Consider the following 21,673-nt stretch of genomic DNA (forward strand, 5'->3'; position numbering starts at 1 on the left):
ACAAACAGTATATATTATGAAGATTTTAAAATTTGGAGGAACGTCGGTGGGCTCTGCAGCTAGTATCAAAGCAGTACTTAGCATTGTGAAGAAATCGTACAACTCTGGAGAGCAACCGTTGGTCGTCTTGTCTGCCATGTCAGGAGTTACTAATTTACTTTGTAAAATGGCTATTGATGCTTCTGAAGGCAAGTCTTTCCAAGAAGATTTAGCTTTGATAGAAACTAAGCATTTCGATGTTATTAAGGCATTAATAGTTGTGCGACACCAAAATCCTGTTTTTACTAAACTCAAATTGTTTTTCAACGAGATCGAAGAATTATTGCAGGGCATCTATGCATTAAGAGAGTTAAGTGAGCAAAGTAAGGATTTGATTGTAAGTTATGGTGAACGTTGCTCTACCTTCATGGTATCTAAAATTTCGGAACAGGATTTAGAAGCATCTTTATTTGTTGATGCATCTCATTATATTAAAACAGATTCTCATTTTGGACATGCTCATGTTAACGATCAGTTGACAGAACAACTTGTTAAGTCATTGTATTTAACAAACAATGATAAACTTATGTTCGTCACTGGATTTATAGCTTCTAATGAGAACGGACGTATGACAACCTTAGGTAGGGGAGGATCAGATTATACTGCCGCTATTTTTGGTTCTATTTTGAATGCTACTGCAATCGAGATATGGACAGATGTTAATGGTATGCTGACTGCGGATCCACGGATTGTAAAAAAAGCATTTTCGTTGCCTGTTCTTTCTTATACAGAAGCTATGGAGCTTTCTTATTTCGGCGCCAAGGTCATCTATCCGCCAACGATGATTCCTGCTTTTCTAAAGAAGATACCTATTGTGATACGTAATACGTTTGAGCCAGATTTCGCAGGTACTTTTATTCAGTTTGAAAGTGGAAAAACAACTTTACCAATTAAAGGTATTTCTTCGATAGGAGAAATATCTGTTATTAACCTGAGCGGTTCAGGAATGATCGGTAAATCTGGATTTAGTGGCAGGTTGTTTACTTTATTAGCGAGAGAGCAGATTAATGTGGTCTTAATCACCCAGTCTTCTTCCGAACATAGTATCACTTTTGCGGTCAATCCAGAAGATGCATTACGTGCTAAGAGTTTAATTGAAAATGAATTTGAACTGGAAATACAGGCTAATAAATTAATCAATCCGGAAATCGAAAATGACCTGTCTGTATTGGCTATTGTTGGTGAGAATATGAAGAAAACTCCAGGTATGTCAGGAAGATTATTTTCTTCATTGGGCCGCAATGGAATTAATGTGCGTGCAATTGCACAAGGATCTTCGGAATATAATATATCTGTTATTATTTCGAAGAATGATTTATCAAAATCCCTGAATGCTGTTCACGATGCTTTTTTTGCTGAACTTAAGAAGACACTTTATGTTTTTAATCTGGGAACTGGAAATATTGGTTCTACTTTATTCAAGCAATTGGAGAGTCAATACGATTTCTTGCTTAGTAAAAATGATCTTGAAATTAAGGTGGTTGGTATTTCAAACAGTAAGAAAATGTTGTTTAATCTAGATGGTATTGATTTGGCAAATTGGGACAGTGAACTTTTAGAACAGGGCGAGGATGCGGATTTAGCGGTATTCGTAGAACGTATGAAAGGTTTCAATCTTCCTAATTGTGTATTTATAGATAATACTGCTAGTCGATTGCCTTCTAGTTATTATGAGGGTATTTTCCAATCTAATATTTCAATTGTTACCTGTAATAAAATTGCTAATTCAGGAAAATATGAACAATACAAAACATTGCGGGAGACGGCTCATAAGCATGGTGTTGATTTCTTCTATGAGACCAACGTTGGTGCCGGTCTTCCGATTGTGCGTGTTTTGAAAGACCTGATGTTAAGTGGTGACCGTATTGTTAAAATCGAAGCTATACTTTCTGGAACAATCTCTTACATCTTTAATAATTTTAAAGATGAGGTATCTTTTTATGATGTGGTAAAACAAGCGCAGGCTCTAGGTTATACTGAGCCGGATCCTCGTGATGATCTAGGTGGAGTTGATTTTATGCGTAAAATGTTGATTTTAGCACGTGATGCAGGTTATCCAATCGAAGCTGAAGATGTCAATTTAGGCGCAATATTACCTGAACCATGCTTGAAAGCAGATTCAGTGGAGTCTTTTTATGAAGAGCTTAAAAACGAGAACAGTTATTTTGAAGCATTAAAAGAAAAGGCTCGTCTTGAAAATAAAGTGATCCGTTATATTGGAAAATTAGAAGATGGAATTGTTTCTATTTCTGTACAGATTGTAGACGACAAGCATCCTTTTTATGCACTGTCTGGAAGTGATAATATTATCTCATTCACGACAGAACGTTATAAGGAAAGACCACTGGTAGTCAAAGGACCTGGTGCCGGAGCTGAAGTAACAGCTGCAGGAGTATTTGCGGATTTAGTAAATGTTGGCGCATAATCAAAAGTTTCACTAGACCTGTTATTGCATTGGATAACAGTAATAAATATTAAATATGAAAACTTCTCTATCGAAGAAAAAGATAAATCTGGATAATATGTTGGATCACATTCATGTTTTCGCTCCGGCGACAGTCGCGAATATGATTTGTGGTTTTGATATTTTGGGCTTTGCTTTAGAAGAACCAGGAGATGAAGTAATCATGCGAAAAACGAGTGTACCAGGAGTTGTGATCACTAAAATCACAGGTGATGATGGACGTCTTCCGGTGGATGCCGACAAAAATACGGTGTCCGCTTGTGTACAGTTTCTATTGCAGCATCTGGGTTTAGAAGATCGAGTGGGAGTCGAAATTGAATTACATAAGCATATGCCTATTGGATCAGGTTTGGGATCAAGTGCTGCGAGTACTGTGGCAGGTCTATTTGCTATTAATAAAATGCTGGGCGATCCCCTTTCTAAAGAAGAACTATTACCTTTTTGTGTGGAAGGCGAACGATTAGCATGTGGACATGGTCATGCTGATAATGTTGCTCCTTCTTTATTTGGCGGTATTACCTTGATTAGAGGACATGATCCTCTGGATCTCATTCCTTTGCCTGTACCGGAAGAATTAGTTGCTGCTGTGGTATTTCCACAGGTTGATGTTCCTACCCGTGACGCACGCCAATTGATTAAAGAAAAGGTGTTGTTAAAAGATGCCGTAATTCAATGGGGGAATATTGCAGGACTTGTAGCAGGGCTCTTTAAAAATGATTATGATCTCATATCGCGAAGTATGCAGGATGTATTGATCGAACCGACTCGGGCCATTTTGATTCCTCAGTTTTATGAAATGAAGCAAATTGCATTAGAAAATGGTGCATTGAGTTTTGGCATTTCTGGCTCAGGTCCTTCTGTTGTGGCAATCACAAGGGATAAGGCTATGGCGAAGCAGATCGTTGAACAGATCAAGGCTCATCTAGCTGAATCAGAGATTGAAAGTTATGGATATGTATCGGGTGTTAATGTTGATGGACCTAAAGTATTAAATTAAGATTATTATGAAATTTTACAGTACCAATAATAAAGCATTACGTGTTTCTTTTAAAGATGCAGTTTTTAATTCACTACCTGCAGATAAAGGACTTTATATGCCTCTGGAGATTCCACAATTGGATCCCTATTTTATCAAAAATATACAACAATATTCGCTTCAAGAAATTGCATTTACAATAGCTCAAGCTTTTATTGAAGATGATATCCCTGCTGATGTGCTTAGAAATATTATAGCCGATGCTATTAATTTTGATGCTCCTGTTAAGTTTTTGAGTTCTGATACTGCGGTATTAGAATTATTTCATGGGCCTTCTTATGCCTTTAAAGATTTTGGTGCGCGCTTTATGAGTCGTGTTATGGCGTATTTTTCGGGTGCAGATGATAAGTTATTGGATGTACTGGTTGCGACATCTGGAGATACGGGCGGAGCAGTTGCTTTGGGTTTCTTGGGTGTTGCAGGTACACGTGTTACCATTTTGTATCCAAAAGGTAAAGTGTCTGATATTCAGGAGTTACAATTAACTACTAATGGCCAAAATATAAGAGCCATTGAAATTGATGGAACTTTTGATGATTGTCAAGCATTGGTTAAACGAGCTTTCAATGATCCGGAGCTTAATGAACAACTGAGATTAACATCGGCTAATTCCATTAATATTGCACGTCTGATCCCGCAGACATTTTATTATTTCTATGCTTATGCACAATTGAAAGCGCAAGGCTCGGACAGAGTTGTGTTTACGGTGCCAAGTGGTAATTTTGGTAATATCGGTGCCGGCTTATTGGCTTTCAAAATGGGACTTCCTGTAGAGCAGTTTGTTGCGGCTACAAATGCAAATGATACTGTTCCACGTTTTATTAAATCTGGAAAATATGAACCCAAGCCATCTGTACAAACTTTAGCAAATGCGATGGATGTCGGTGATCCGAGTAACTGGGTTCGTATTCAAGATTTATTTGATTATAATCTTGATAATTTAAAAGGCATGATCACCACATACACGTATACAGATAAGGAAACTCGGGCAGCGATGGAACAGTTGCACCATACTTATCATTATGTGGCTTGTCCGCATACGGCTATTGCTTGGTTGGGATCACAGGCTTACCGTGGTGAACATCCAGGTTCTTATGGATCTGTATTTTTATCTACAGCACACCCTTGTAAATTTCCAGATGCTATTTCGGAGCAGGTATTCAGTAAAATTAAATTGCCTTTAGGCGTTGAACAATTACACAATAAAGATAAGGTTGTAGAAGCTTTTCCTGTTGATTATGCTATTTTTAAAAATTACTTAATCACGCATAAATAGTTGAATAGGCTCATTTAAATGGGCCTATTTAATTTATATTCTTTTTTTGAAGAGTTTTAGATAAACATCGAGATTTAAACTTATGATAAATTTAGGTGGCAAGATGTTTCAAATAAGTTGAAAACCTGTACTTTTGTTCCGATGAAAAAAATTATTCTGAATAAAGGAAAAGATAAGGCAGCTTGGCAACTTCATCCTTGGGTCTTTTCTGGTGCAATAAAGCGTATAGATGGTGCACCCGATAACGGGGATGTTGTTACTGTTTTTAATGCAGAAAATGAGTTTATTGCTTTCGGACTTTTTCACGATTCATCTCGTGTAGCTGTTCGTTTATTAGAATGGCATCCTGATCAACAGATCAACGAACAATGGTGGCGCAAGCGTATTCAAAAGGCTGTTGAAGCACGCCGTCATTTATTGATTGAAGGAAAGAATGATACTGCAAGGTTGATTTTTGCTGAGGCAGATTTTGTTCCTGGATTGATTGTGGATAAGTATGCTGATTATATCTCAATACAAGTGCATGCTGCAGGAGTTGAGAGAATCAAGGATGTGGTTATTGATGAGCTGAATAAATTATTAAGTCCTAAGGGAATTTATGAGCGTTCAGATCTTAAATCACGAGAGCATGAGGGATTGCCGGATACAAATGGTTTACTTTTTGGAGAACTTCCACCTGAGTTTGTTGAGATTATTGAAAATGGTATTCGTTATCAGGTGAATATTATAGATGGTCAAAAATCAGGCTTTTATTGTGATCAAAGAGAGAATAGAGCTTTAACAGCTCAATATGTGAAGGGTAAAAAGGTGCTGGATTGCTTTTGTTATTCTGGCGGTTTTACTTTAAATGCTTTCCATGAAGGTGCGGCAAGCGTTACTTCTGTGGACAGTTCCGCTTTAGCAATTGAAACGTTGAGACGTAACATTCTGTTAAATGGATATAGTGAAGAAGCACATGTTGCTATCCAATCTGATGTGAATAAGCAATTGAAAGTATTTGCTGAAGAGCAGCAAAAATTTGATGTCATTGTATTAGATCCACCAAAGTATGCTCCTTCAAGATCTTCGTTAGAACGTGCTTCACGTGCGTATAAGGATTTGAATAGGAGAGGATTACTGCTTTTGGAATCGGGAGGTTTATTGGCCACTTTTTCATGTTCTTCTGCTATGGACATTGATACTTTTAAGCAAGTATTAGCATGGGCAGCATTGGATGCCGGCAAAGAAATACAGTTTATTAGACAATTTCATCAACCAGATGACCATCCGGTAAGAGCATCATTCCCAGAAGGGGAATATTTAAAAGGATTATTAGTAAGAGTTATTTAAAAAAATAAAAGAGGTTTCTAAATGTGGGGAACCTCTTTTTTACGTTATGGAAGTACAAAATAATAAGATTAGGCCTGAGTTTTCTATTTTACTCGCAGTTAGTTTCGCTCATTTATTAAATGATATGATTCAGGGTGTTATTCCGTCAGTTTATCCTTTATTAAAAGAAGAACATCATTTGAGTTTTTCTCAGATTGGAATTATAACGCTTGTATATCAGATCGCGGCATCTATTTTTCAACCTGTTGTAGGGTCGTTTACAGATAAGCGACCAATGCCTTATTCGCAGATTATCGGTATGACTTTTTCGATTTCGGGCATGGCACTTTTTGCTTATGCGCCAAGTTATGCTTTGATTTTGTGTGCTGTATTTTTGGTTGGGATAGGTTCTTCGATATTTCATCCTGAATCTTCCCGAGTTGCTTATATGGCATCTGGCGGGAAACGAAGTATGGCACAATCTATTTTTCAGATCGGAGGTAATGCAGGTACTGCTCTGGCTCCAATTATCGTCGCATATCTTGTTTTACCGAAAGGACAATCATCTATTGCCTGGTTTTGTGTGATTGGAATCATAGGGCAGATTGTTTCTTATTATATTGGCAGTTGGTATAGTGAAAAGCTTAAAAATAGAGCTAAAAATGCAAGTGCTGGTATGCGTATACCGGATCTATCGGAAGCTCGTGTGGTGCTAACAGTTGTTGTCCTGATGCTATTAATTATCTCGAAGTACTTTTACATTGCTAGTATTACTAATTATTTTCAGTTTTATACCATGGAGAAGTTTGGTTTAACGGAAATTCAAGCGCAAGTGTATCTATTTTACTTCTTAATTGCTGTTGCGGCGGGCACATTGTTAGGTGGAATTTTTGGTGACCGTTTCGGAAGAAAGTATGTGATTTGGTTTTCAGTTTTGGGAGTCGCGCCTTTTTCTTTACTATTGCCCTATGCAGATTATACCATGACTGGTGTATTAGTGGTTATTATAGGTTTAATCTTATCATCGGCATTCCCAGCTATCATTGTTTATGCGCAGGAGCTGTTGCCTAAAAAATTAGGTATGGTTTCTGGCTTATTCTATGGCTTCGCATTTGGTATGGGTGGTTTGGGATCAGCGTTATTAGGCTGGCAGGCGGACCATACATCGATTGAGTTTATTTATCATGTATGTTCTTATCTACCGCTTATTGGCGTCGTTGCATATTTCTTGCCGAATCTACAAAAAACACCTTATAAAGATGTTATGTAAATCTTCTTTGCTTTACATAAAATAAATAAAGCGCTCATAGAGCGCTTTATTTATTTTATAACATCGAGCCATCCTTTTGCCATTAAACTGGCTCCAGCTAACGAAGTGTGAACTCCATCTGTTGTCCAATAAGAGCCTGAGGCCTTTTGTTCGGCATTATCAAATATTGATTGATATGGAATTAATGAAGCATTAAATTCTTTTGAGATATCAACACAAGCTTGTTGGTAACCTGCGAAGTCGGGAAACCAGTCCTCTGTAACATGTTGTACATTTTTAACGCCGAATGGCTCTCCTATAATCAGCTTTACGTTCGGTAATTTTGATAGCGTCTGCTGTAATAAAGTCTGGTATTGTTTCTTAAACTGTTCTGGTGTATTTGTTGCACCACTATCCTTTGTTCTCCAAAAATCGTTTACACCGATCAGAATACTTAGAATAGTGGGTTGAATATCGATGGTATCTTCTTGCCATCTATTTTGCAAATCTGGTATTCGATTTCCACTGATACCGCGATTGTATATCTTGAGATTTTTATCGGCATATTTTTCTAACAGCACCGCGGCGGCTAGATTTGCATAACCAGAACCTAACGCCCAGTTGTCATTTGCATTTTTATTTTTTCTATCCCGACCATTATCCGTGATTGAGTCTCCTTGAAATAAGATTACATCGTCTTTGCTTATACTTATTCTTTTTGATTTATTTAGGTTGTCCAGGCTTTCAGCCTGAGCAGAAAATAAATTGGCGTTAGTTAATAAACTAGCGCCAATAATACTTTTTGTAATAAATGATCTGCGATTCGTTTTCATATTTAGTTATACGTTGATAGACTAAATATAAAAAAACTAAGTATATTTTTCTATACCATCAAGGATAATTTTACAAGCTTTTTCAATTTCATCGTTTGTGATGGTCAAAGGAGGAGCTACACGCAATGCTGTTTCACAATGTAAATACCAATCAATCATGATTCCTTGTTGTGCGCAATAATTACTCACATTATAAACCTGGTCAAAAGTTTCAAGCTGTAGACACATCATCAATCCTTTTCCTCTAATTTCTATAATTTTAGGATGTTGTAATAGTGTTCTGAATAGTTGTTCTTTCTCAGCAACTTGTTCTACCAATTGATTTTCTCTGATGACTTCTAAAGATGCTTTTGCTGCCGCACAACTAACAGGATGTCCGCCAAAAGTCGTGATATGACCGAGCATCGGATTGTCTTTGATTACATCCATCACTTGCTTCGATGCAACGAATGCTCCTAAAGGCATACCGCCACCAATACCTTTGGCAAGCATGAGAATATCAGGTACGATATCATAATGTTCGAATGCAAATAACTTTCCAGTTCTACCAAAACCTGTTTGAATCTCATCAAAGACTAGCAATGTTCCTGTTTCATTACAACGTTTACGTAGAGCCTGCATATATGAAATATCAGGAACACGTACTCCAGCTTCTCCTTGTATAGCTTCAATAATTACAGCTGCAGTCTTTTCTGTGATCAGCGATAAGTCATCACTATTATTGAATGTTATGAATTCTATTTCGGGAAGTAATGGTGCGTATGCAGTATGATATTCTTCATTTCCGATAAGGCTTAATGCTCCCTGTGTACTGCCGTGATATGCTTTTTTTGCTGCTATAATCTGTCTTCTTCCAGTAAGGCGCTTTGCTACCTTCATACTTCCTTCGACGGCCTCTGCGCCTGAATTGGTAAAATAGACTGATTCAAATTGTTTTGGAAGTACAGCTAATAAGTCAGTTGCAAATTCAACTTGTGGAGCTTGTACAAATTCACCATATACAGTAACATGTAAGTATTTTTCAAGCTGATCTTTGATTGCCTGGATAACTTTTGGATTTCTATGCCCAATATTACTGACATTGAATCCTGATACCAAATCCATATATTCTTCACCATTTGGTCCATATAAATAGACTCCTTCTGCTTTTGCTATTTCAATCATCCTTGGTGAATTTGATGTTTGAGCCGTATTTAGCAGAAAAAGTTCCCGATTATTTAGCATCTTATTAGTTGTTTAAAAAAAAGAAGAAGTCTTTTGGACTTCTTCTTATATGCGTATTAATTATTGTTTTTTCGATTATTGAGCGATTTAATCAAGTATTCTCGAAACTCCTGTTCGACTTGAAAAAATTGAGAGGAGCGTGAAGTTCCAATAACTTTGGAAAATTTCTCACGATAATTTTTCTTGATCTCTAGTTCTTTTGCATCATAAGCGATGACATCGCGAGAATTTCCACGGAGATTATTTCTCGAAGGACTATTTCCTGTTTTAGCTTTTTTAACATTCCACATTTCCTTTGAATATTCATTGTAAATAGGAAAAAAATCTTGAGCTTCTTTTCGTGATAGATTTAATTCTCTTGTAATAAAAGCAATTTTTTCATTTTCAATGATTTGAAAACGTTCATTGTCCTGTGCATAAGTGGTTGATAGACCTACAATACAGAAACAAAATATGATAATTATATTCTTAATCTTTGACATCATTATAACGTGTATTTAAGATAATCCTCAATATCTTTGTCCTTAATTTTACCATTTGTTCCTACTATGTCTTCATCATCGATATATTTTGCAACATATAATAAATCATCACTATTTCCTGTTTGTGCTAGGTAATTAATGATTTCCTGGTCTGACACATGTGTAAGATTCTTCTGTTCTTGAGTGCTATTTTGGAATCCAAAATAACTTCCAATACCCAAAATGGCCACTAGAGATGCTGCTACAGCATATTTATTCCAAGGAATTTTCCTTTTAATAGAATGAATAGGAACTTCAGCTGGAAGATCTGATGGCAAGCCTGCATGAATCGATTTAGTAATTTTAGCAGTTAATGATTCAAAATATTTATTAGGAGCTTCAAAACCATCTGTAATAACTACTTGTTTTAAATTGTCCGTAATTATTTTTGCGGCTATCTGCTCGTTAAATTCATTGAAATATAAAGATGGGGTTTCAAATCCATCTTGAGTCACTTTAGATTTTAAATTATCTTCCGTTACTTTTAGTAATATATTATTTTGTAAAGACGAAAAGTAATCATCTGGATGACTAAAGCCATCGGTTTTAATCTGATCTTTTAGCTTTTCTTCAGCTACTTTGCCTAAGATATTTTGTTGAAGTTTTTCAAAATAGCCAACGGGTACATCTCGGATTTCTTTTGGTGATGATTCCAATTTGACTTGAGCAATCAAAGATTCATTTAAATCTTTGAAGTAATCTTTGGGCACGTCAAAAGGATTTACACGCAGTGAATCGGGTAGATTATTAGCTTCCATTCCCTCATGATATGTGTTATTTTCCTTCATTATAAATCATTAGAGTACCTAAATCAAAAAAGGTTTAATCGTTGTTATGAAAAAAAGCTTCTATTTTTTTTACAGCTAAATGATATGATGCTTTCAAGGCACCAACACTTGTTCCTAGTACTTCTGAGATTTCATCATATTTCATATCATCAAAGTATTTCATGTTAAAAACAAGTTTTTGTTTTTCTGGAAGTGTTAATAAAGCCTGTTGTAATTTCATTTGTGCTTTATCACCACTAAAGTAACTACCACTTGATAAAGAGTCTGCTAAATAAGCAGAACTATCGTCATCCAACGATACGTTCTGCTTAAGTTTTTTCTTATTCAAGAATGTAATACATTCATTGGTCGCAATGCGGTACAGCCAAGTGTATAATTGGGAATCCTCACGGAAGTTCGCCAAATTTCGCCATACTTTAATGAATATGTCTTGGACAACATCATCAGCATCATCATGATCAATGACCATTCTTCTCACATGCCAATATATTTTTTGCTGATATTTGGTCAGCAGCTGATTAAATGCTTCTTCGCGCGTACTTTCGTTAGCAAATTTTGAAATAATTAAAGCATCTTCCATATATTGACGTTGTGATGTTTGTTTTTTTATTTTCTGTTAATAACACGTTGTGCTGCCGCAACAATTGCTGCCGCATTCAAACCATATTTTTCCATTAATTGAGCAGGAGTACCTGATTCGCCGAAGCTATCATCTACTGCTACAAATTCTTGGGGAGTTGGTAAGTTTTTAGCTAAAACTTGAGCTACACTATCTCCCAAACCGCCTAAACGATTGTGTTCTTCTGCAGTTACTACACATTTTGTTTTAGTAACTGATTTTAAAATAGCTTCTTCGTCTAAAGGTTTAATGGTGTGGATGTTGATGATTTCAGCATCAATGCCCAATGCTGCTAATTGCTCACCAGCTTGGATAGCTTCCCATACCAAATGACCTGTTGCGATAATTGTTACATCAGTTCCTTCGTTTAATGTTACTGCTTTTCCAATTATAAATTCTTGGTCAGCCGGAGTGAAGTTAGGAACTACTGGACGTCCAAAACGTAAGTAAACAGGACCTTCAAATTTTGCTGCTGCAATTGTTGCAGCTTTAGTTTGATTGAAATCACAAGGATTGATAACTGTCATTCCAGGTAACATTTTCATCAAACCAATATCTTCTAAGATTTGGTGTGTAGCACCATCTTCACCTAATGTTAATCCGGCGTGTGAAGCAGCAATCTTAACATTTTTGTCAGAATAGGCGATAGATTGGCGAATTTGATCGTAAACACGACCCGTTGAGAAGTTTGCAAATGTTCCTGTAAAAGGAATTTTACCACCAATTGTCAAACCAGCTGCGATTCCCATCATGTTTGCTTCAGCAATACCAATTTGGAAGAAACGCTCTGGAAATTCATTTATAAAATCGTTCATTTTTAATGAACCGATTAAATCAGCACATAAAGCAACAACATTTTCGTCTTGTTTACCTGCTTCTAATAATCCAGCACCAAATCCTGAACGGGTATCTTTTGATTCTGTGAAAGTATATTTTTTCATTTTTTACTAGTATGGAGTAGTTAGTATAGAATAGCTCGTACTTAGATTTCTTCAAATGACGTTTGTGGGTCAATTTCTAAATACTAATGTTTTAAATACTAATATCTAATATAATTAATAATCGCCCAAAGTTTCTGTTAACTGACCTAAAGCCGAAGCTAATTGATCATTATTTGGAGCAACACCGTGCCATTTGTGAGATCCCATCATGAAATCAACACCATTCCCCATTTCAGTATGTAATAATATAATTACTGGTTTACCTTTACCTGTATGAGATTTTGCTTCTTCAAGTCCAGCAACTACGGAGGTCATATCATTACCTTTTGCTACTTCTAAAACATCCCATCCAAAAGCTTCCCATTTAGCGCGAAGATCACCTAATGAAAGAACTTGATCTGTAGAACCATCAATTTGAGCACGGTTATAATCAACCGCTGCAATCAGATTGTCTACTTTATTATGAGGAGCATACATTGCTGCTTCCCAAACTTGACCTTCTTGCAATTCACCATCACCCATTAAAACATAGACTAAATTTGTGTCTTTGTTTAATTTTTTAGCTTGAGCAGCACCAATTGCAGCAGAAAGTCCTTGGCCTAGTGAACCAGATGCAATACGAATTCCAGGAAGACCTTCGTGTGTAGTCGGGTGTCCTTGAAGACGAGAATTGATTTTTCTGAAAGTAGCTAATTCGCTTACTTCAAAGTATCCTGCTCGTGCAAGTGTACTGTAGAAAACTGGCGAAATGTGACCATTTGATAAGAAAAATAAATCTTCACCGATGCCATCCATATCGAAAGATGGATTACGTTTCATTGCATTGAAATAAAGAGCAACTAAGTAGTCCGTACAACCTAATGATCCACCTGGGTGGCCAGATTGGCAAGCATGTACCATACGTACGATGTCACGTCTTACTTGTGATGCAATTTGTTCTAGTTTATTGATATCTGCACTCATTTTAATATATTGATTTCACAATTAGCCGTAAAGTTAGTCATTTTTAATAGAGTAGGGGTTATAAATTGTAAATTTTAGGGACAAAATAACGATTCAAAATTGTCTTCTAGTTTATTCTATTTAGAAGATGTGTTTTTTCTTTAACTCATGAGTCATAAATAAAGAACTTATCCAAGTATGTATGTGTGTTATAATAGTTATCAGCTTGATTGTATGGTGGCTATGGTTTATTTTTTTATAAGCAAGAATTATATCGCATGCATATTTTATGGATATGAATATCATGTTTATAAATTAAGAATTCAAAAAAAAAGCCGTTCTATTATGAACGGCTTTTTACTTGATATAACTGTATCTTTTACATAGATTCAGCTACAACTTCTTCGACTTCAGGAACCATACGTTTTAGTAAGCCTTCGATACCAGATTTTAAGGTGATACTTGATGACGGACAGCCACTGCAAGATCCGCGTAACTCAACAGTTACAACGCCATCACTAAATGATTTATAAGCGATAGCACCACCATCTTGTTCAACGGCAGGACGTACATAGTCATGTAATACCTGTTGAATTTTAATTTCAATATCAGAACCTTCAAAAGCTACATCTTCGGTATGTTCAATAGGTTTTACTGCAAGTTCGGACTCTACTGCACCTTTTATAAAGTCTTTTAATAATGCTTCAATATCAGTCCACTCAGCATCTTCACTCTTGGTTACTGTAACAAAGTTGCTTGCGAAAAATACACCGTTTACAAAATTAAATTTGAATAATTCTTTTGCAAAAGCTGATTCTTGTGCTTTATCCTTATCCGCATAATCCAAGCTGCCGTTGATCAATAACTTATTGACCAAAAATTTCATCGTCGATGGATTCGGAGTGGATTCAGTATATACGTTAATTGTTGCCATATTAATCTTTGTCTATTTCGAATGACAAATATAAGTTAAAAATCAGGTGATGTTAGTCATTAAAGCGTAAAAGCTTATAGACTTACACCTGTGTAACTAGAAGGGCTTATTGATTTTAGTTCAGCCTTAACTTTATCTGTAACATTTAAATTGTCCACAAATTCAGCAATTGTTTCTTCCGTTACATGCGTGTTTGTACGTGTTAAATCTTTTAGAGCTTCGTATGGTTTAGGGTAGCCCTCTCTTCTTAATACTGTTTGAATTGCCTCTGCAACAACTGCCCAGTTATTATTTAGATCTGCTTGCAATGCCTGCTCATTTAATATCAATTTTCGTAAACCTCTTAAAGTAGATTTGATTGCAATTAGTGTATGCGCAAAAGGAACGCCGATATTACGCAATACTGTTGAATCTGTTAAATCCCTCTGTAAACGAGAAATAGGTAATTTTGCTGCTAAGTGTTCAAATAATGCATTTGCAATTCCTAAATTTCCTTCTGCATTTTCAAAATCAATCGGATTTACTTTATGTGGCATTGCTGAGGATCCTATTTGACCAGCAGTAATTTTTTGTTTGAAATATTCCATTGACACATAAGTCCAGATGTCGCGGCACAAATCAATTAATATCGTGTTAATGCGTTTGAAAGCATCACAGCTTGCTGCAAAATTGTCGTAATGTTCAATTTGGGTGGTTGTTTGTGAACGACTTAGGCCCAGAGATTCATTAACAAATTTATTTCCAAAGGCTACCCAGTCTGTCTGTGGGTATGCAACATGATGTGCATTGAAATTACCAGTAGCTCCACCAAATTTTGCGGAGTAAGGCACCGCTTTTAATTGATCAAATTGGCGTTGGATACGTTCCACGAAAACTTTGATTTCTTTTCCTAAACGTGTTGGGGACGCGGGTTGGCCGTGTGTACGTGCTAACATGGATACATTGGACCAATCACTAGATAATGTTGTTAATTCTTGGATCAACTCTTCTATCGCTGGTGTATAGACAGCTGCGATCGCATCTTTCCATGAGTATGGAATAGCCGTGTTGTTTATATCTTGAGAGGTTAAGCCAAAATGAATAAATTCTAAAGAGTCATGTAGGCCAAGTTTTTCAAATTGATCCTTTAAAAAGTATTCAACTGCTTTGACATCATGGTTCGTTACTTTTTCAGTATTCTTTATCCAAATAGCGTCTTCTTCAGTAAAGTTTCTATATAGATCACGTAATTTTTCATTCAACGAGCCGTCAAAATGACTTAATTGTTCAATTCCTGATTGAGAAAGAGCGATGAAATATTCAACTTCTACTAAAACCCGATATTTAATTAAGGCAAATTCTGAAAAATAAGCGCCTAATTCTTGCGTTGCGTTATGATAGCGACCGTCTACTGGAGATACGGCGGTAAGTGATGATAAGGCCATAATACATTTTTGTTTGTGCAAAGGTAAAAAAATGAGAGGAGCTTATCAATTTAAATGCGAGGTATATAACAAAAAAAGCCCCAACATGTGGGGCTTTTAATATTTTTAAAATCAGTTCCCTGAAATTAGTGAGCAGCTTTTGCTGAATCAATAGCAACTTTAGCTGAATCAACTACAGTTTTAGCTGAATCAATAGCTGTGTTAGCTGAATCGATAACTGTGTTAGCTGAATCGATAGCAGTTGAATCAGAAGCAGTTTCTGATTTGTTTGCAGTACCATTACAAGAAGCGAAAGCTACAGTTAAAGCTAATCCTAAGAAAGCGAATTTGAATGAATTTTTCATTTTGATTTTATTAAATTTTATTAAAATTTCTTTATTTAAAGGTTTATACCTTAAAATTGAAAAGGTAACCCGTTTATTTTATCTTTTTTTTAAAAGAAAGCTTACATCGTTAAAATGCAAGCTTTTATGTCTTCGGACAGTACTAAAATTATTTTTTAGTAACAGCAGAATCAACTTTCGCAGCAGCAGAATCAACTTTTGCAGCAGCAGAGTCAACTTTGTTAGCTGCAGAATCTAAAACAGTAGCTGCAGAATCAACTAAAGCAGCAGCTGAGTCAGCAGTAGCATTAGTTTTAGTTTCAGCACCACCACAAGAAGCGAAAGCTACAGTTAAAGCTAATCCTAAGAAAGCGAATTTGAATGAATTTTTCATTTTGATTTTTCTAAATTAATGGAAACAAAATTGTTATTTAAACATTAATACTTAGAAAGTTAAAAGGTAACCTGAAAAAAATATTATTTTTTTAAAATTATGTAATGACTTGTAAATCAGTTTTTTATTTTTAATTATTATTTGGTCTTTTTCGATGTTATAGAACATTCTGTTTTAAATAGTGTATATTGAAAAGACAAATTGTAGACAACTGTTACTAAAAGAATGATGCTATGTTTGATAAAATGAAAAATATACTAGATCTGCTAAAAGCTGTTGATTTAGAACAATTGCAAAAGATTTCTCAAAAAATTGACTTGGGTCAGGTATTGAATGCTGTTTCGAAAATGGATGATAATCAATTGAAGGGTGCTATGAAATTACTGACGGCAACAAGCAAGAAAAAGGAGTTGCCTCCGATCAATGGAGATTTTTATCATATTGAAGAAAAATTATCGACCGCTGATAAGATTACGCAATTGAAAGTTCGTGATTTTATGGAGAAGGAGATCAGTCCTATTGTTAATAACTATTGGTTACGGGATGAGTTTCCTTTTGAAATTATTGAAAAGTTTGCAGCTTTAAATATATGCGGATATACTTATGATGGATATGGCTGTGCTGGAGGAAGTTCTTTGATGGAGGGCGTTATTGCAGCAGAGATTGCCCGGGTCGATGCGTCAATTGCGACATTTTTTGGGGTACAGAGTGGATTGGCAATGGGGTCAATATATATATGTGGATCTGATGAGCAAAAGCAGGAGTGGTTGCCACGTATGCAGCAGATGAAGGTGATCGGAGCTTTTGGACTGACCGAACCTGAAGTAGGATCCGGAGCTGCGGGGGGATTGACTTGTACTTGTAAAAAAACTGAATCTGGCTGGGTTTTGAATGGTCAAAAGAAATGGATAGGAAATAGTACTTTTTCAGATATTACGATAATTTGGGCTAGAGATCTGGATGATGGACAAGTGAAGGGCTTTATCGTGCGAAGGGAAAATCCAGGTTTTGCTGTCGAAAAAATAAAAGGAAAGATGGCTTTGCGAATCGTTCAGAATGGTTTGATTACATTGACGGATTGTGTCGTTCCTGAATCGGACCGATTGCAGCATGCTAATAGTTTCAAAGATACTGCTAAAGTGTTGCAGATGACACGTGCTGGAGTTGCCTGGATGGCGGTAGGTTGTGCACGAGGAGCTTATGAAAATGCGCTTGATTATACCCGAAAGCGAGAGCAATTTGGAAAACCTATTGCATCTTTTCAGTTGATTCAAAATCATTTGGTTGAAATGCTATCTAATTTAACGGCTATGCAGACGTTGGTTTATCGTTTATCTGAAATGCAGGATAACGGCGACTTAAAAGATGAGCACGCATCACTTGCAAAAGTTTTTTGCTCATTAAGAACACGTGATATTGTATCTAAAGCTAGAGAGGTGATGGGGGGGAATGGAATTTTACTTGAATATAATGTTGCTCGATTTTTAGCAGATGCGGAAGCTATCTACTCATATGAGGGGACTAAAGAAATTAATTCATTGATTGTAGGACGTAGCATTACAGGTTTTAGTGCTTTTGTATAATAATTGAGAGTCATGTTTAACTGTGAATTCTTTTACCGTAGATTTTATTCAAAATTCGATTATTTAATTATAATCTATGATCTTTAGCTTAGCTGTGGGTTATTTTATCCTATTTTCATTGAGATTTCCGGTGCTACAATAAAAAAGGATCAAAATTAATTATTTTGATCCTTTTTTATGCTTAACTGAATTTTATCCTAGGGCCACATCTAAAGTCATCATTAAAATGAAACCTCCTATAAATCCGATTGTTGCGATGTCTGAATTTTTATTTTGTTGCGCTTCAGGTATAACTTCTTCTACGACTACAAAGATCATGGCTCCGGCCGCAAATGCTAGTGCATAAGGAAGTATGGGTGTAAAAGTAACTACTGCCATTGCTCCCAAAACACCGGCAATTGGTTCTACAATTGCGGATGCTTGTCCGTAGAAAAAACTTTTTCGTCTGCTCATGCCCATTCTTCTTAGTGGCATTGCGACTGCAATACCTTCAGGAAAATTTTGTAAACCTATTCCAATCGCCAAGATAACAGCCCCGGCAATTGTCGCCTCTGGAATCCCTGCAGCAACACTCCCGAAAAGAACACCTACCGCAAGTCCTTCAGGGATATTATGAAGTGTAATGGCTAAAATCATTAAAGTTGTTTTTTGCCATGGGGTCTTTACTCCTTCCACTTTTTTAAAATTGATATGTAGATGAGGTAAAACTTTGTCTATACTAAATAGGAATGCCGCGCCAATTAAAAATCCGACCACAGCTGGGACGACTTGTGCAAAACCAGTGCCTTCGCTCATGTCGATGGCGGGTATGAGGAGACTCCAGACACTTGCGGCTACCATTACCCCGCCCGTGAATCCCAACATGCCGTCCATGACATTTTTATTCATTTTTTTAAATAGGAATACAAATGAAGCGCCCAAAGCAGTGACTAGCCATGTAAATAATGTTGCATACAGAGCGGCTAAAATAGGGTCGATGCTTTCTAGGTACGTAATAACTGATTCAATCATAGTTTTGATATTATTTCATTATTTATTCATCTTTGAAATGTGCTCATATTTTTGCGATATCCACACTTAATATTTCAGGATTGGATGGATCATCTACCATTAATGGGGCTGTGTGTTTTAAAATATGATTCGTTAGAAGTTAAGCAAGTCTAATCTTAGATGGTATGCAACAAAAGTAATAAGTTAGATTGAACTAACAAATATATTTCTAACATTTTTGTTAGTATATGCTAATAATTTTTAGTTTATCTGTTTCTGTTTGAATAGCCGTCTGTTATCTTTAGTGCTGATCTGTATTTAAGAATTGAGTTGGAAGTAGTCAGCTCTGTGCGATAACTTGGTTTTATGCTTTATTATTTACAAGATGGGCTGAAAAATTTAACCAGCCCACTTGTACAACTTTCTATTAAGGGGTAAAGAATGGGTGGAAATTCTCATTCTAAATTGTTTATCACGATTAATTCTCCTTAAGCATTAGCTTTTTCTTCTTTATTCTTTTCTTGTTTTTTAAAAATAGCATTTAATAGAATTGCTATAGCACCATCACCTGTTACATTACATGCTGTTCCGAAGCTATCCATTGCGATGTATAAAGCAATCATTAAAGCTTGATTCTCGACATTGAAACCGAGCATACTACCGATTATACCTATTGCTGCCATAATTGCTCCACCCGGTACTCCTGGTGCTGCGATCATTGTTACCCCTAACATGCAGATAAATCCCATCATTTGTACAAAGTCTATTGGTATACCTTGCATCATCATAAGTGCAAGTACACATGCAACGATTTTCAGAGTACTTCCTGCAAGATGTATTGTTGCACATAGTGGGATGCTGAAATTAGCGATGTCTTCATCAACACCGAGTTTTTTGGCTTGCTTTAGTGTTACGGGGATCGTTGCTGCAGAGGACTGTGTTCCTAAGGCTGTAAAATAAGCAGGTAACATACCCATTAATAATTTGAATGGATTTTTTTTAGAGGCTATCCCTGCGATGATAAATTGAATTACAAGCAAAAGGATATGGATGACAAAGATAATCCCGATAATTTTTATGAAGACATGGAGTATTGTGAATACCTTACCTGTGTATGTCATATCGTAGAAGATTCCTAGGATGAAAAACGGTAATAAGGGGATAATCATTTTTTCGATGATAAAACTGATTACTTTTTCAAAATCGATAAATACCTTTTCTAATGTCGAATTTTCTAATTTTGACAAGCCAATACCGATACAGAATGCAAGCACTAAGGCGGACATGACGTCGAATAGGGGTGGGAACTCAATTTTGAAATAGGGACTCAGTGTTCTGGTGGTTTCGGTAATTAGATCTGTATTGATCTGGTTTTGAAGTAAAGCCGGGAATATACTCATGCTGATCGTGTACGAAAAAAGTCCAGCAAATAAGGTTGAAGCGTAGGCGATCAATACAGTTGTCAATAATAATTTTCCTGCAGTCTTTCCTAGTTGAGCAATTGATGGAATGATTAATCCAACGATAATTAGGGGAATCAAAAATTTTAAGAATTGATCAAAAAGAAAATTATATGTGGTTAAAATTCTTCCTAATGACTCAGGGAGATATAGGCCGAGTAGAATACCTGATATGATAGCGACGATTACTTTAAAGAGGAGATTCTCAGTAATTTTTTTCATTGGATTTGTTTTAGTATATGATGTGTTATCCTTAGGATAATACGTTTATTTCATTTATAAAATAATTTATCATCTCCATTCTTTAAAAAAGAAGTCAATAGATGATCCATTTTGTTCTTTGCATTGAAGAAAAGTATATATTTAATTATCTGGAATGATTCATATTCTTGACATCTGTATGGAGTTTAATCTGTTGAGAAAAAAAAATGTCATCAGTAAAGATGATTTTGATACATTGTTGCTCCTTGAGTCTGTTCTAAAAATGTCGACCCGATAAAAAAAATATATTACGAAAATAGGAATTAATAACTGATTTATTTTGAAGAGTCCTCGTGTTTAGGTATTTGTATGGTACGGTCTCCAGTTGCTTTGTTTGGGGTATTGTTTTGTGGTATAGCTTGTTAATGCCTTTTTAATGGTGTTGTTTGTTGTTAAATTAAAATGGATTACTTATCATATTTTATTGCTCAGGGACTGTTTTTTATAATGTAATATTTCGGTAATGTGAATTTAGGTTTTTAATGGAAATCAACATTGTGTGTCATAGTGTGATTTTTTTGAAAACAAAGCTGTGATCAAAATAATGGACTGTGATGTTGTGCTAATTGATGTTTGTAATGAGGTTGGATTTCTCATTCTTTGATTAGTCTTCAATTGCTTCAATGCCCTCTTGTTCGAGTTTTTTGAGATGTGATTTCATTGCTACTACTTGCTCTAAGGAGTGACCTTGCCGATCTTTTATTTCTCCGACAACACGTAAAAAATATGCTGTTCGGTAGGATTTTGTCGGATTGCCGGGGAATTTTTTATTTGTGAGATTAGGATCATCTTCGATAGGGCCAGACGGATCTACTAAATAAATCCTTTCAGGGGTATCTCCCTGTGCTAATTCAGCTCCCCATATTGCGGCATCTAAAGTTGCAGTTAAATATACATATTTAGCATGTTTTCGTTTGCCATAATTAGAAGGATGGCCTGGCTCAATCAGGTCTCCTAGTTTAAGATCAGTTTTAGTGCCATGATAAAACTGGTCTAAGGGTTTATTCTTGCCCATGATTTACTGATAGTTATCCAAACTATTTATGTTTATACAAGATCGTGTT

General features: G+C 35.9%; 20 protein-coding genes. 6 read left to right on the plus strand and 14 right to left on the minus strand.

Going from position 1 to position 21,673, the window contains the following annotated elements; all coding sequences use genetic code 11:
* The first annotated feature begins 16 nt into the window (after positions 1 to 16).
* The 5 genes from thrA to JAZ75_RS12255 all read left to right on the plus strand — a co-directional run bounded on the left by thrA (position 17) and on the right by JAZ75_RS12255 (position 7,393).
* On the plus strand, positions 17 to 2,464 hold the full coding sequence (gene thrA / locus JAZ75_RS12235; protein ID WP_031289915.1) for a bifunctional aspartate kinase/homoserine dehydrogenase I: 2,448 nt from the start codon (positions 17 to 19) through the stop codon (positions 2,462 to 2,464).
* Between the two features lie 55 nt (positions 2,465 to 2,519).
* Positions 2,520 to 3,500: a homoserine kinase gene (locus JAZ75_RS12240; RefSeq protein WP_021192494.1), complete on the plus strand. Its 981-nt coding sequence runs from the start codon at positions 2,520 to 2,522 to the stop codon at positions 3,498 to 3,500.
* Between the two features lie 7 nt (positions 3,501 to 3,507).
* Positions 3,508 to 4,815, plus strand: a complete 1,308-nt coding sequence (gene thrC / locus JAZ75_RS12245) for a threonine synthase (RefSeq protein WP_208702159.1) — start codon at positions 3,508 to 3,510, stop codon at positions 4,813 to 4,815.
* A gap of 141 nt (positions 4,816 to 4,956) precedes the next feature.
* Positions 4,957 to 6,144 (plus strand): class I SAM-dependent rRNA methyltransferase, encoded by a 1,188-nt coding sequence (locus tag JAZ75_RS12250; RefSeq protein ID WP_132770955.1) that lies wholly within the window; start codon positions 4,957 to 4,959, stop codon positions 6,142 to 6,144.
* Between the two features lie 46 nt (positions 6,145 to 6,190).
* A complete protein-coding gene (locus JAZ75_RS12255; RefSeq protein ID WP_168127121.1) occupies positions 6,191 to 7,393 on the plus strand; it encodes an MFS transporter in 1,203 nt (400 codons plus the stop codon).
* 50 nt (positions 7,394 to 7,443) lie between these two features.
* On the opposite strand, the gene JAZ75_RS12260 is transcribed toward JAZ75_RS12255, so the two are convergent.
* From JAZ75_RS12260 to JAZ75_RS12310, 11 genes are all read right to left on the minus strand, one after another.
* Positions 7,444 to 8,205, minus strand: coding sequence for an SGNH/GDSL hydrolase family protein (locus JAZ75_RS12260; RefSeq protein ID WP_021192491.1), 762 nt, complete (start codon positions 8,203 to 8,205; stop codon positions 7,444 to 7,446).
* A gap of 36 nt (positions 8,206 to 8,241) precedes the next feature.
* Complete coding sequence (locus JAZ75_RS12265) at positions 8,242 to 9,429, minus strand: aspartate aminotransferase family protein (protein WP_208702161.1); 1,188 nt, start codon at positions 9,427 to 9,429, stop codon at positions 8,242 to 8,244.
* A gap of 56 nt (positions 9,430 to 9,485) precedes the next feature.
* A complete protein-coding gene (locus JAZ75_RS12270) occupies positions 9,486 to 9,914 on the minus strand; it encodes a hypothetical protein (protein ID WP_021192489.1) in 429 nt (142 codons plus the stop codon).
* Positions 9,914 to 10,738: a hypothetical protein gene (locus JAZ75_RS12275; protein WP_021192488.1), complete on the minus strand. Its 825-nt coding sequence runs from the start codon at positions 10,736 to 10,738 to the stop codon at positions 9,914 to 9,916. Before JAZ75_RS12275 ends, JAZ75_RS12270 begins: the two co-directional genes overlap by 1 nt.
* 34 nt (positions 10,739 to 10,772) lie before the next feature.
* Positions 10,773 to 11,318 (minus strand): RNA polymerase sigma factor, encoded by a 546-nt coding sequence (locus tag JAZ75_RS12280; RefSeq protein ID WP_021192487.1) that lies wholly within the window; start codon positions 11,316 to 11,318, stop codon positions 10,773 to 10,775.
* A 26-nt stretch (positions 11,319 to 11,344) separates the two neighbouring features.
* On the minus strand, positions 11,345 to 12,298 hold the full coding sequence (locus JAZ75_RS12285; protein ID WP_208702163.1) for a transketolase family protein: 954 nt from the start codon (positions 12,296 to 12,298) through the stop codon (positions 11,345 to 11,347).
* A gap of 114 nt (positions 12,299 to 12,412) precedes the next feature.
* Complete coding sequence (locus JAZ75_RS12290) at positions 12,413 to 13,261, minus strand: transketolase (RefSeq protein ID WP_021192485.1); 849 nt, start codon at positions 13,259 to 13,261, stop codon at positions 12,413 to 12,415.
* 358 nt (positions 13,262 to 13,619) lie between these two features.
* The gene (locus tag JAZ75_RS12295) at positions 13,620 to 14,174 is read right to left on the minus strand and encodes a NifU family protein (protein ID WP_021192484.1); all 555 of its coding nucleotides are present in this window, start codon (positions 14,172 to 14,174) and stop codon (positions 13,620 to 13,622) included.
* A 74-nt stretch (positions 14,175 to 14,248) separates the two neighbouring features.
* Positions 14,249 to 15,598, minus strand: a complete 1,350-nt coding sequence (gene purB, locus JAZ75_RS12300) for an adenylosuccinate lyase (protein ID WP_132770950.1) — start codon at positions 15,596 to 15,598, stop codon at positions 14,249 to 14,251.
* 125 nt (positions 15,599 to 15,723) lie between these two features.
* Positions 15,724 to 15,942: a hypothetical protein gene (locus JAZ75_RS12305; RefSeq protein WP_021192480.1), complete on the minus strand. Its 219-nt coding sequence runs from the start codon at positions 15,940 to 15,942 to the stop codon at positions 15,724 to 15,726.
* A 148-nt stretch (positions 15,943 to 16,090) separates the two neighbouring features.
* A complete protein-coding gene (locus tag JAZ75_RS12310) occupies positions 16,091 to 16,315 on the minus strand; it encodes a hypothetical protein (protein WP_021192479.1) in 225 nt (74 codons plus the stop codon).
* A 233-nt stretch (positions 16,316 to 16,548) separates the two neighbouring features.
* Between JAZ75_RS12310 and JAZ75_RS12315 the strand changes: the two genes are divergently transcribed.
* Positions 16,549 to 17,898 carry an acyl-CoA dehydrogenase family protein gene (locus JAZ75_RS12315; RefSeq protein WP_021192478.1) on the plus strand — a complete coding sequence of 450 codons (1,350 nt, stop codon included), beginning with the start codon at positions 16,549 to 16,551 and terminating at the stop codon, positions 17,896 to 17,898.
* A 192-nt stretch (positions 17,899 to 18,090) separates the two neighbouring features.
* Here JAZ75_RS12315 and JAZ75_RS12320 read toward each other — a convergent pair whose 3' ends face one another.
* The 3 genes from JAZ75_RS12320 to arr all read right to left on the minus strand — a co-directional run bounded on the left by JAZ75_RS12320 (position 18,091) and on the right by arr (position 21,624).
* Positions 18,091 to 18,909 carry a ZIP family metal transporter gene (locus JAZ75_RS12320; protein ID WP_132842930.1) on the minus strand — a complete coding sequence of 273 codons (819 nt, stop codon included), beginning with the start codon at positions 18,907 to 18,909 and terminating at the stop codon, positions 18,091 to 18,093.
* Between the two features lie 467 nt (positions 18,910 to 19,376).
* A complete protein-coding gene (locus tag JAZ75_RS12325; RefSeq protein WP_208702165.1) occupies positions 19,377 to 20,570 on the minus strand; it encodes a dicarboxylate/amino acid:cation symporter in 1,194 nt (397 codons plus the stop codon).
* A 643-nt stretch (positions 20,571 to 21,213) separates the two neighbouring features.
* Positions 21,214 to 21,624: an NAD(+)--rifampin ADP-ribosyltransferase gene (gene arr / locus JAZ75_RS12330; RefSeq protein ID WP_021192473.1), complete on the minus strand. Its 411-nt coding sequence runs from the start codon at positions 21,622 to 21,624 to the stop codon at positions 21,214 to 21,216.
* Between the last annotated feature and the right edge of the window lie 49 nt (positions 21,625 to 21,673).

The sequence above is a fragment of the Sphingobacterium sp. UDSM-2020 genome, from assembly GCF_016132525.1.
Lineage (GTDB): Bacteria > Bacteroidota > Bacteroidia > Sphingobacteriales > Sphingobacteriaceae > Sphingobacterium > Sphingobacterium anhuiense.

Excerpts from the sequence above, each read along its gene's own strand:
- JAZ75_RS12305 (WP_021192480.1), bottom strand. The coding sequence starts at position 15,942 with ATGAAAAATTCATTCAAATTCGCTTTCTTAGGATTAGCTTTAACTGTA.
- JAZ75_RS12285 (WP_208702163.1), bottom strand. The coding sequence starts at position 12,298 with ATGAAAAAATATACTTTCACAGAATCAAAAGATACCCGTTCAGGATTT.
- JAZ75_RS12295 (WP_021192484.1), bottom strand. The coding sequence starts at position 14,174 with ATGGCAACAATTAACGTATATACTGAATCCACTCCGAATCCATCGACG.
- thrA (WP_031289915.1), top strand. The coding sequence starts at position 17 with ATGAAGATTTTAAAATTTGGAGGAACGTCGGTGGGCTCTGCAGCTAGT.
- JAZ75_RS12310 (WP_021192479.1), bottom strand. The coding sequence starts at position 16,315 with ATGAAAAATTCATTCAAATTCGCTTTCTTAGGATTAGCTTTAACTGTA.
- JAZ75_RS12260 (WP_021192491.1), bottom strand. The coding sequence starts at position 8,205 with ATGAAAACGAATCGCAGATCATTTATTACAAAAAGTATTATTGGCGCT.
- JAZ75_RS12255 (WP_168127121.1), top strand. The coding sequence starts at position 6,191 with ATGGAAGTACAAAATAATAAGATTAGGCCTGAGTTTTCTATTTTACTC.
- thrC (WP_208702159.1), top strand. The coding sequence starts at position 3,508 with ATGAAATTTTACAGTACCAATAATAAAGCATTACGTGTTTCTTTTAAA.
- JAZ75_RS12240 (WP_021192494.1), top strand. The coding sequence starts at position 2,520 with ATGAAAACTTCTCTATCGAAGAAAAAGATAAATCTGGATAATATGTTG.
- JAZ75_RS12325 (WP_208702165.1), bottom strand. The coding sequence starts at position 20,570 with ATGAAAAAAATTACTGAGAATCTCCTCTTTAAAGTAATCGTCGCTATC.
- JAZ75_RS12265 (WP_208702161.1), bottom strand. The coding sequence starts at position 9,429 with ATGCTAAATAATCGGGAACTTTTTCTGCTAAATACGGCTCAAACATCA.
- JAZ75_RS12320 (WP_132842930.1), bottom strand. The coding sequence starts at position 18,909 with ATGATTGAATCAGTTATTACGTACCTAGAAAGCATCGACCCTATTTTA.
- arr (WP_021192473.1), bottom strand. The coding sequence starts at position 21,624 with ATGGGCAAGAATAAACCCTTAGACCAGTTTTATCATGGCACTAAAACT.
- JAZ75_RS12270 (WP_021192489.1), bottom strand. The coding sequence starts at position 9,914 with ATGATGTCAAAGATTAAGAATATAATTATCATATTTTGTTTCTGTATT.
- purB (WP_132770950.1), bottom strand. The coding sequence starts at position 15,598 with ATGGCCTTATCATCACTTACCGCCGTATCTCCAGTAGACGGTCGCTAT.
- JAZ75_RS12280 (WP_021192487.1), bottom strand. The coding sequence starts at position 11,318 with ATGGAAGATGCTTTAATTATTTCAAAATTTGCTAACGAAAGTACGCGC.
- JAZ75_RS12275 (WP_021192488.1), bottom strand. The coding sequence starts at position 10,738 with ATGAAGGAAAATAACACATATCATGAGGGAATGGAAGCTAATAATCTA.
- JAZ75_RS12290 (WP_021192485.1), bottom strand. The coding sequence starts at position 13,261 with ATGAGTGCAGATATCAATAAACTAGAACAAATTGCATCACAAGTAAGA.
- JAZ75_RS12315 (WP_021192478.1), top strand. The coding sequence starts at position 16,549 with ATGTTTGATAAAATGAAAAATATACTAGATCTGCTAAAAGCTGTTGAT.
- JAZ75_RS12250 (WP_132770955.1), top strand. The coding sequence starts at position 4,957 with ATGAAAAAAATTATTCTGAATAAAGGAAAAGATAAGGCAGCTTGGCAA.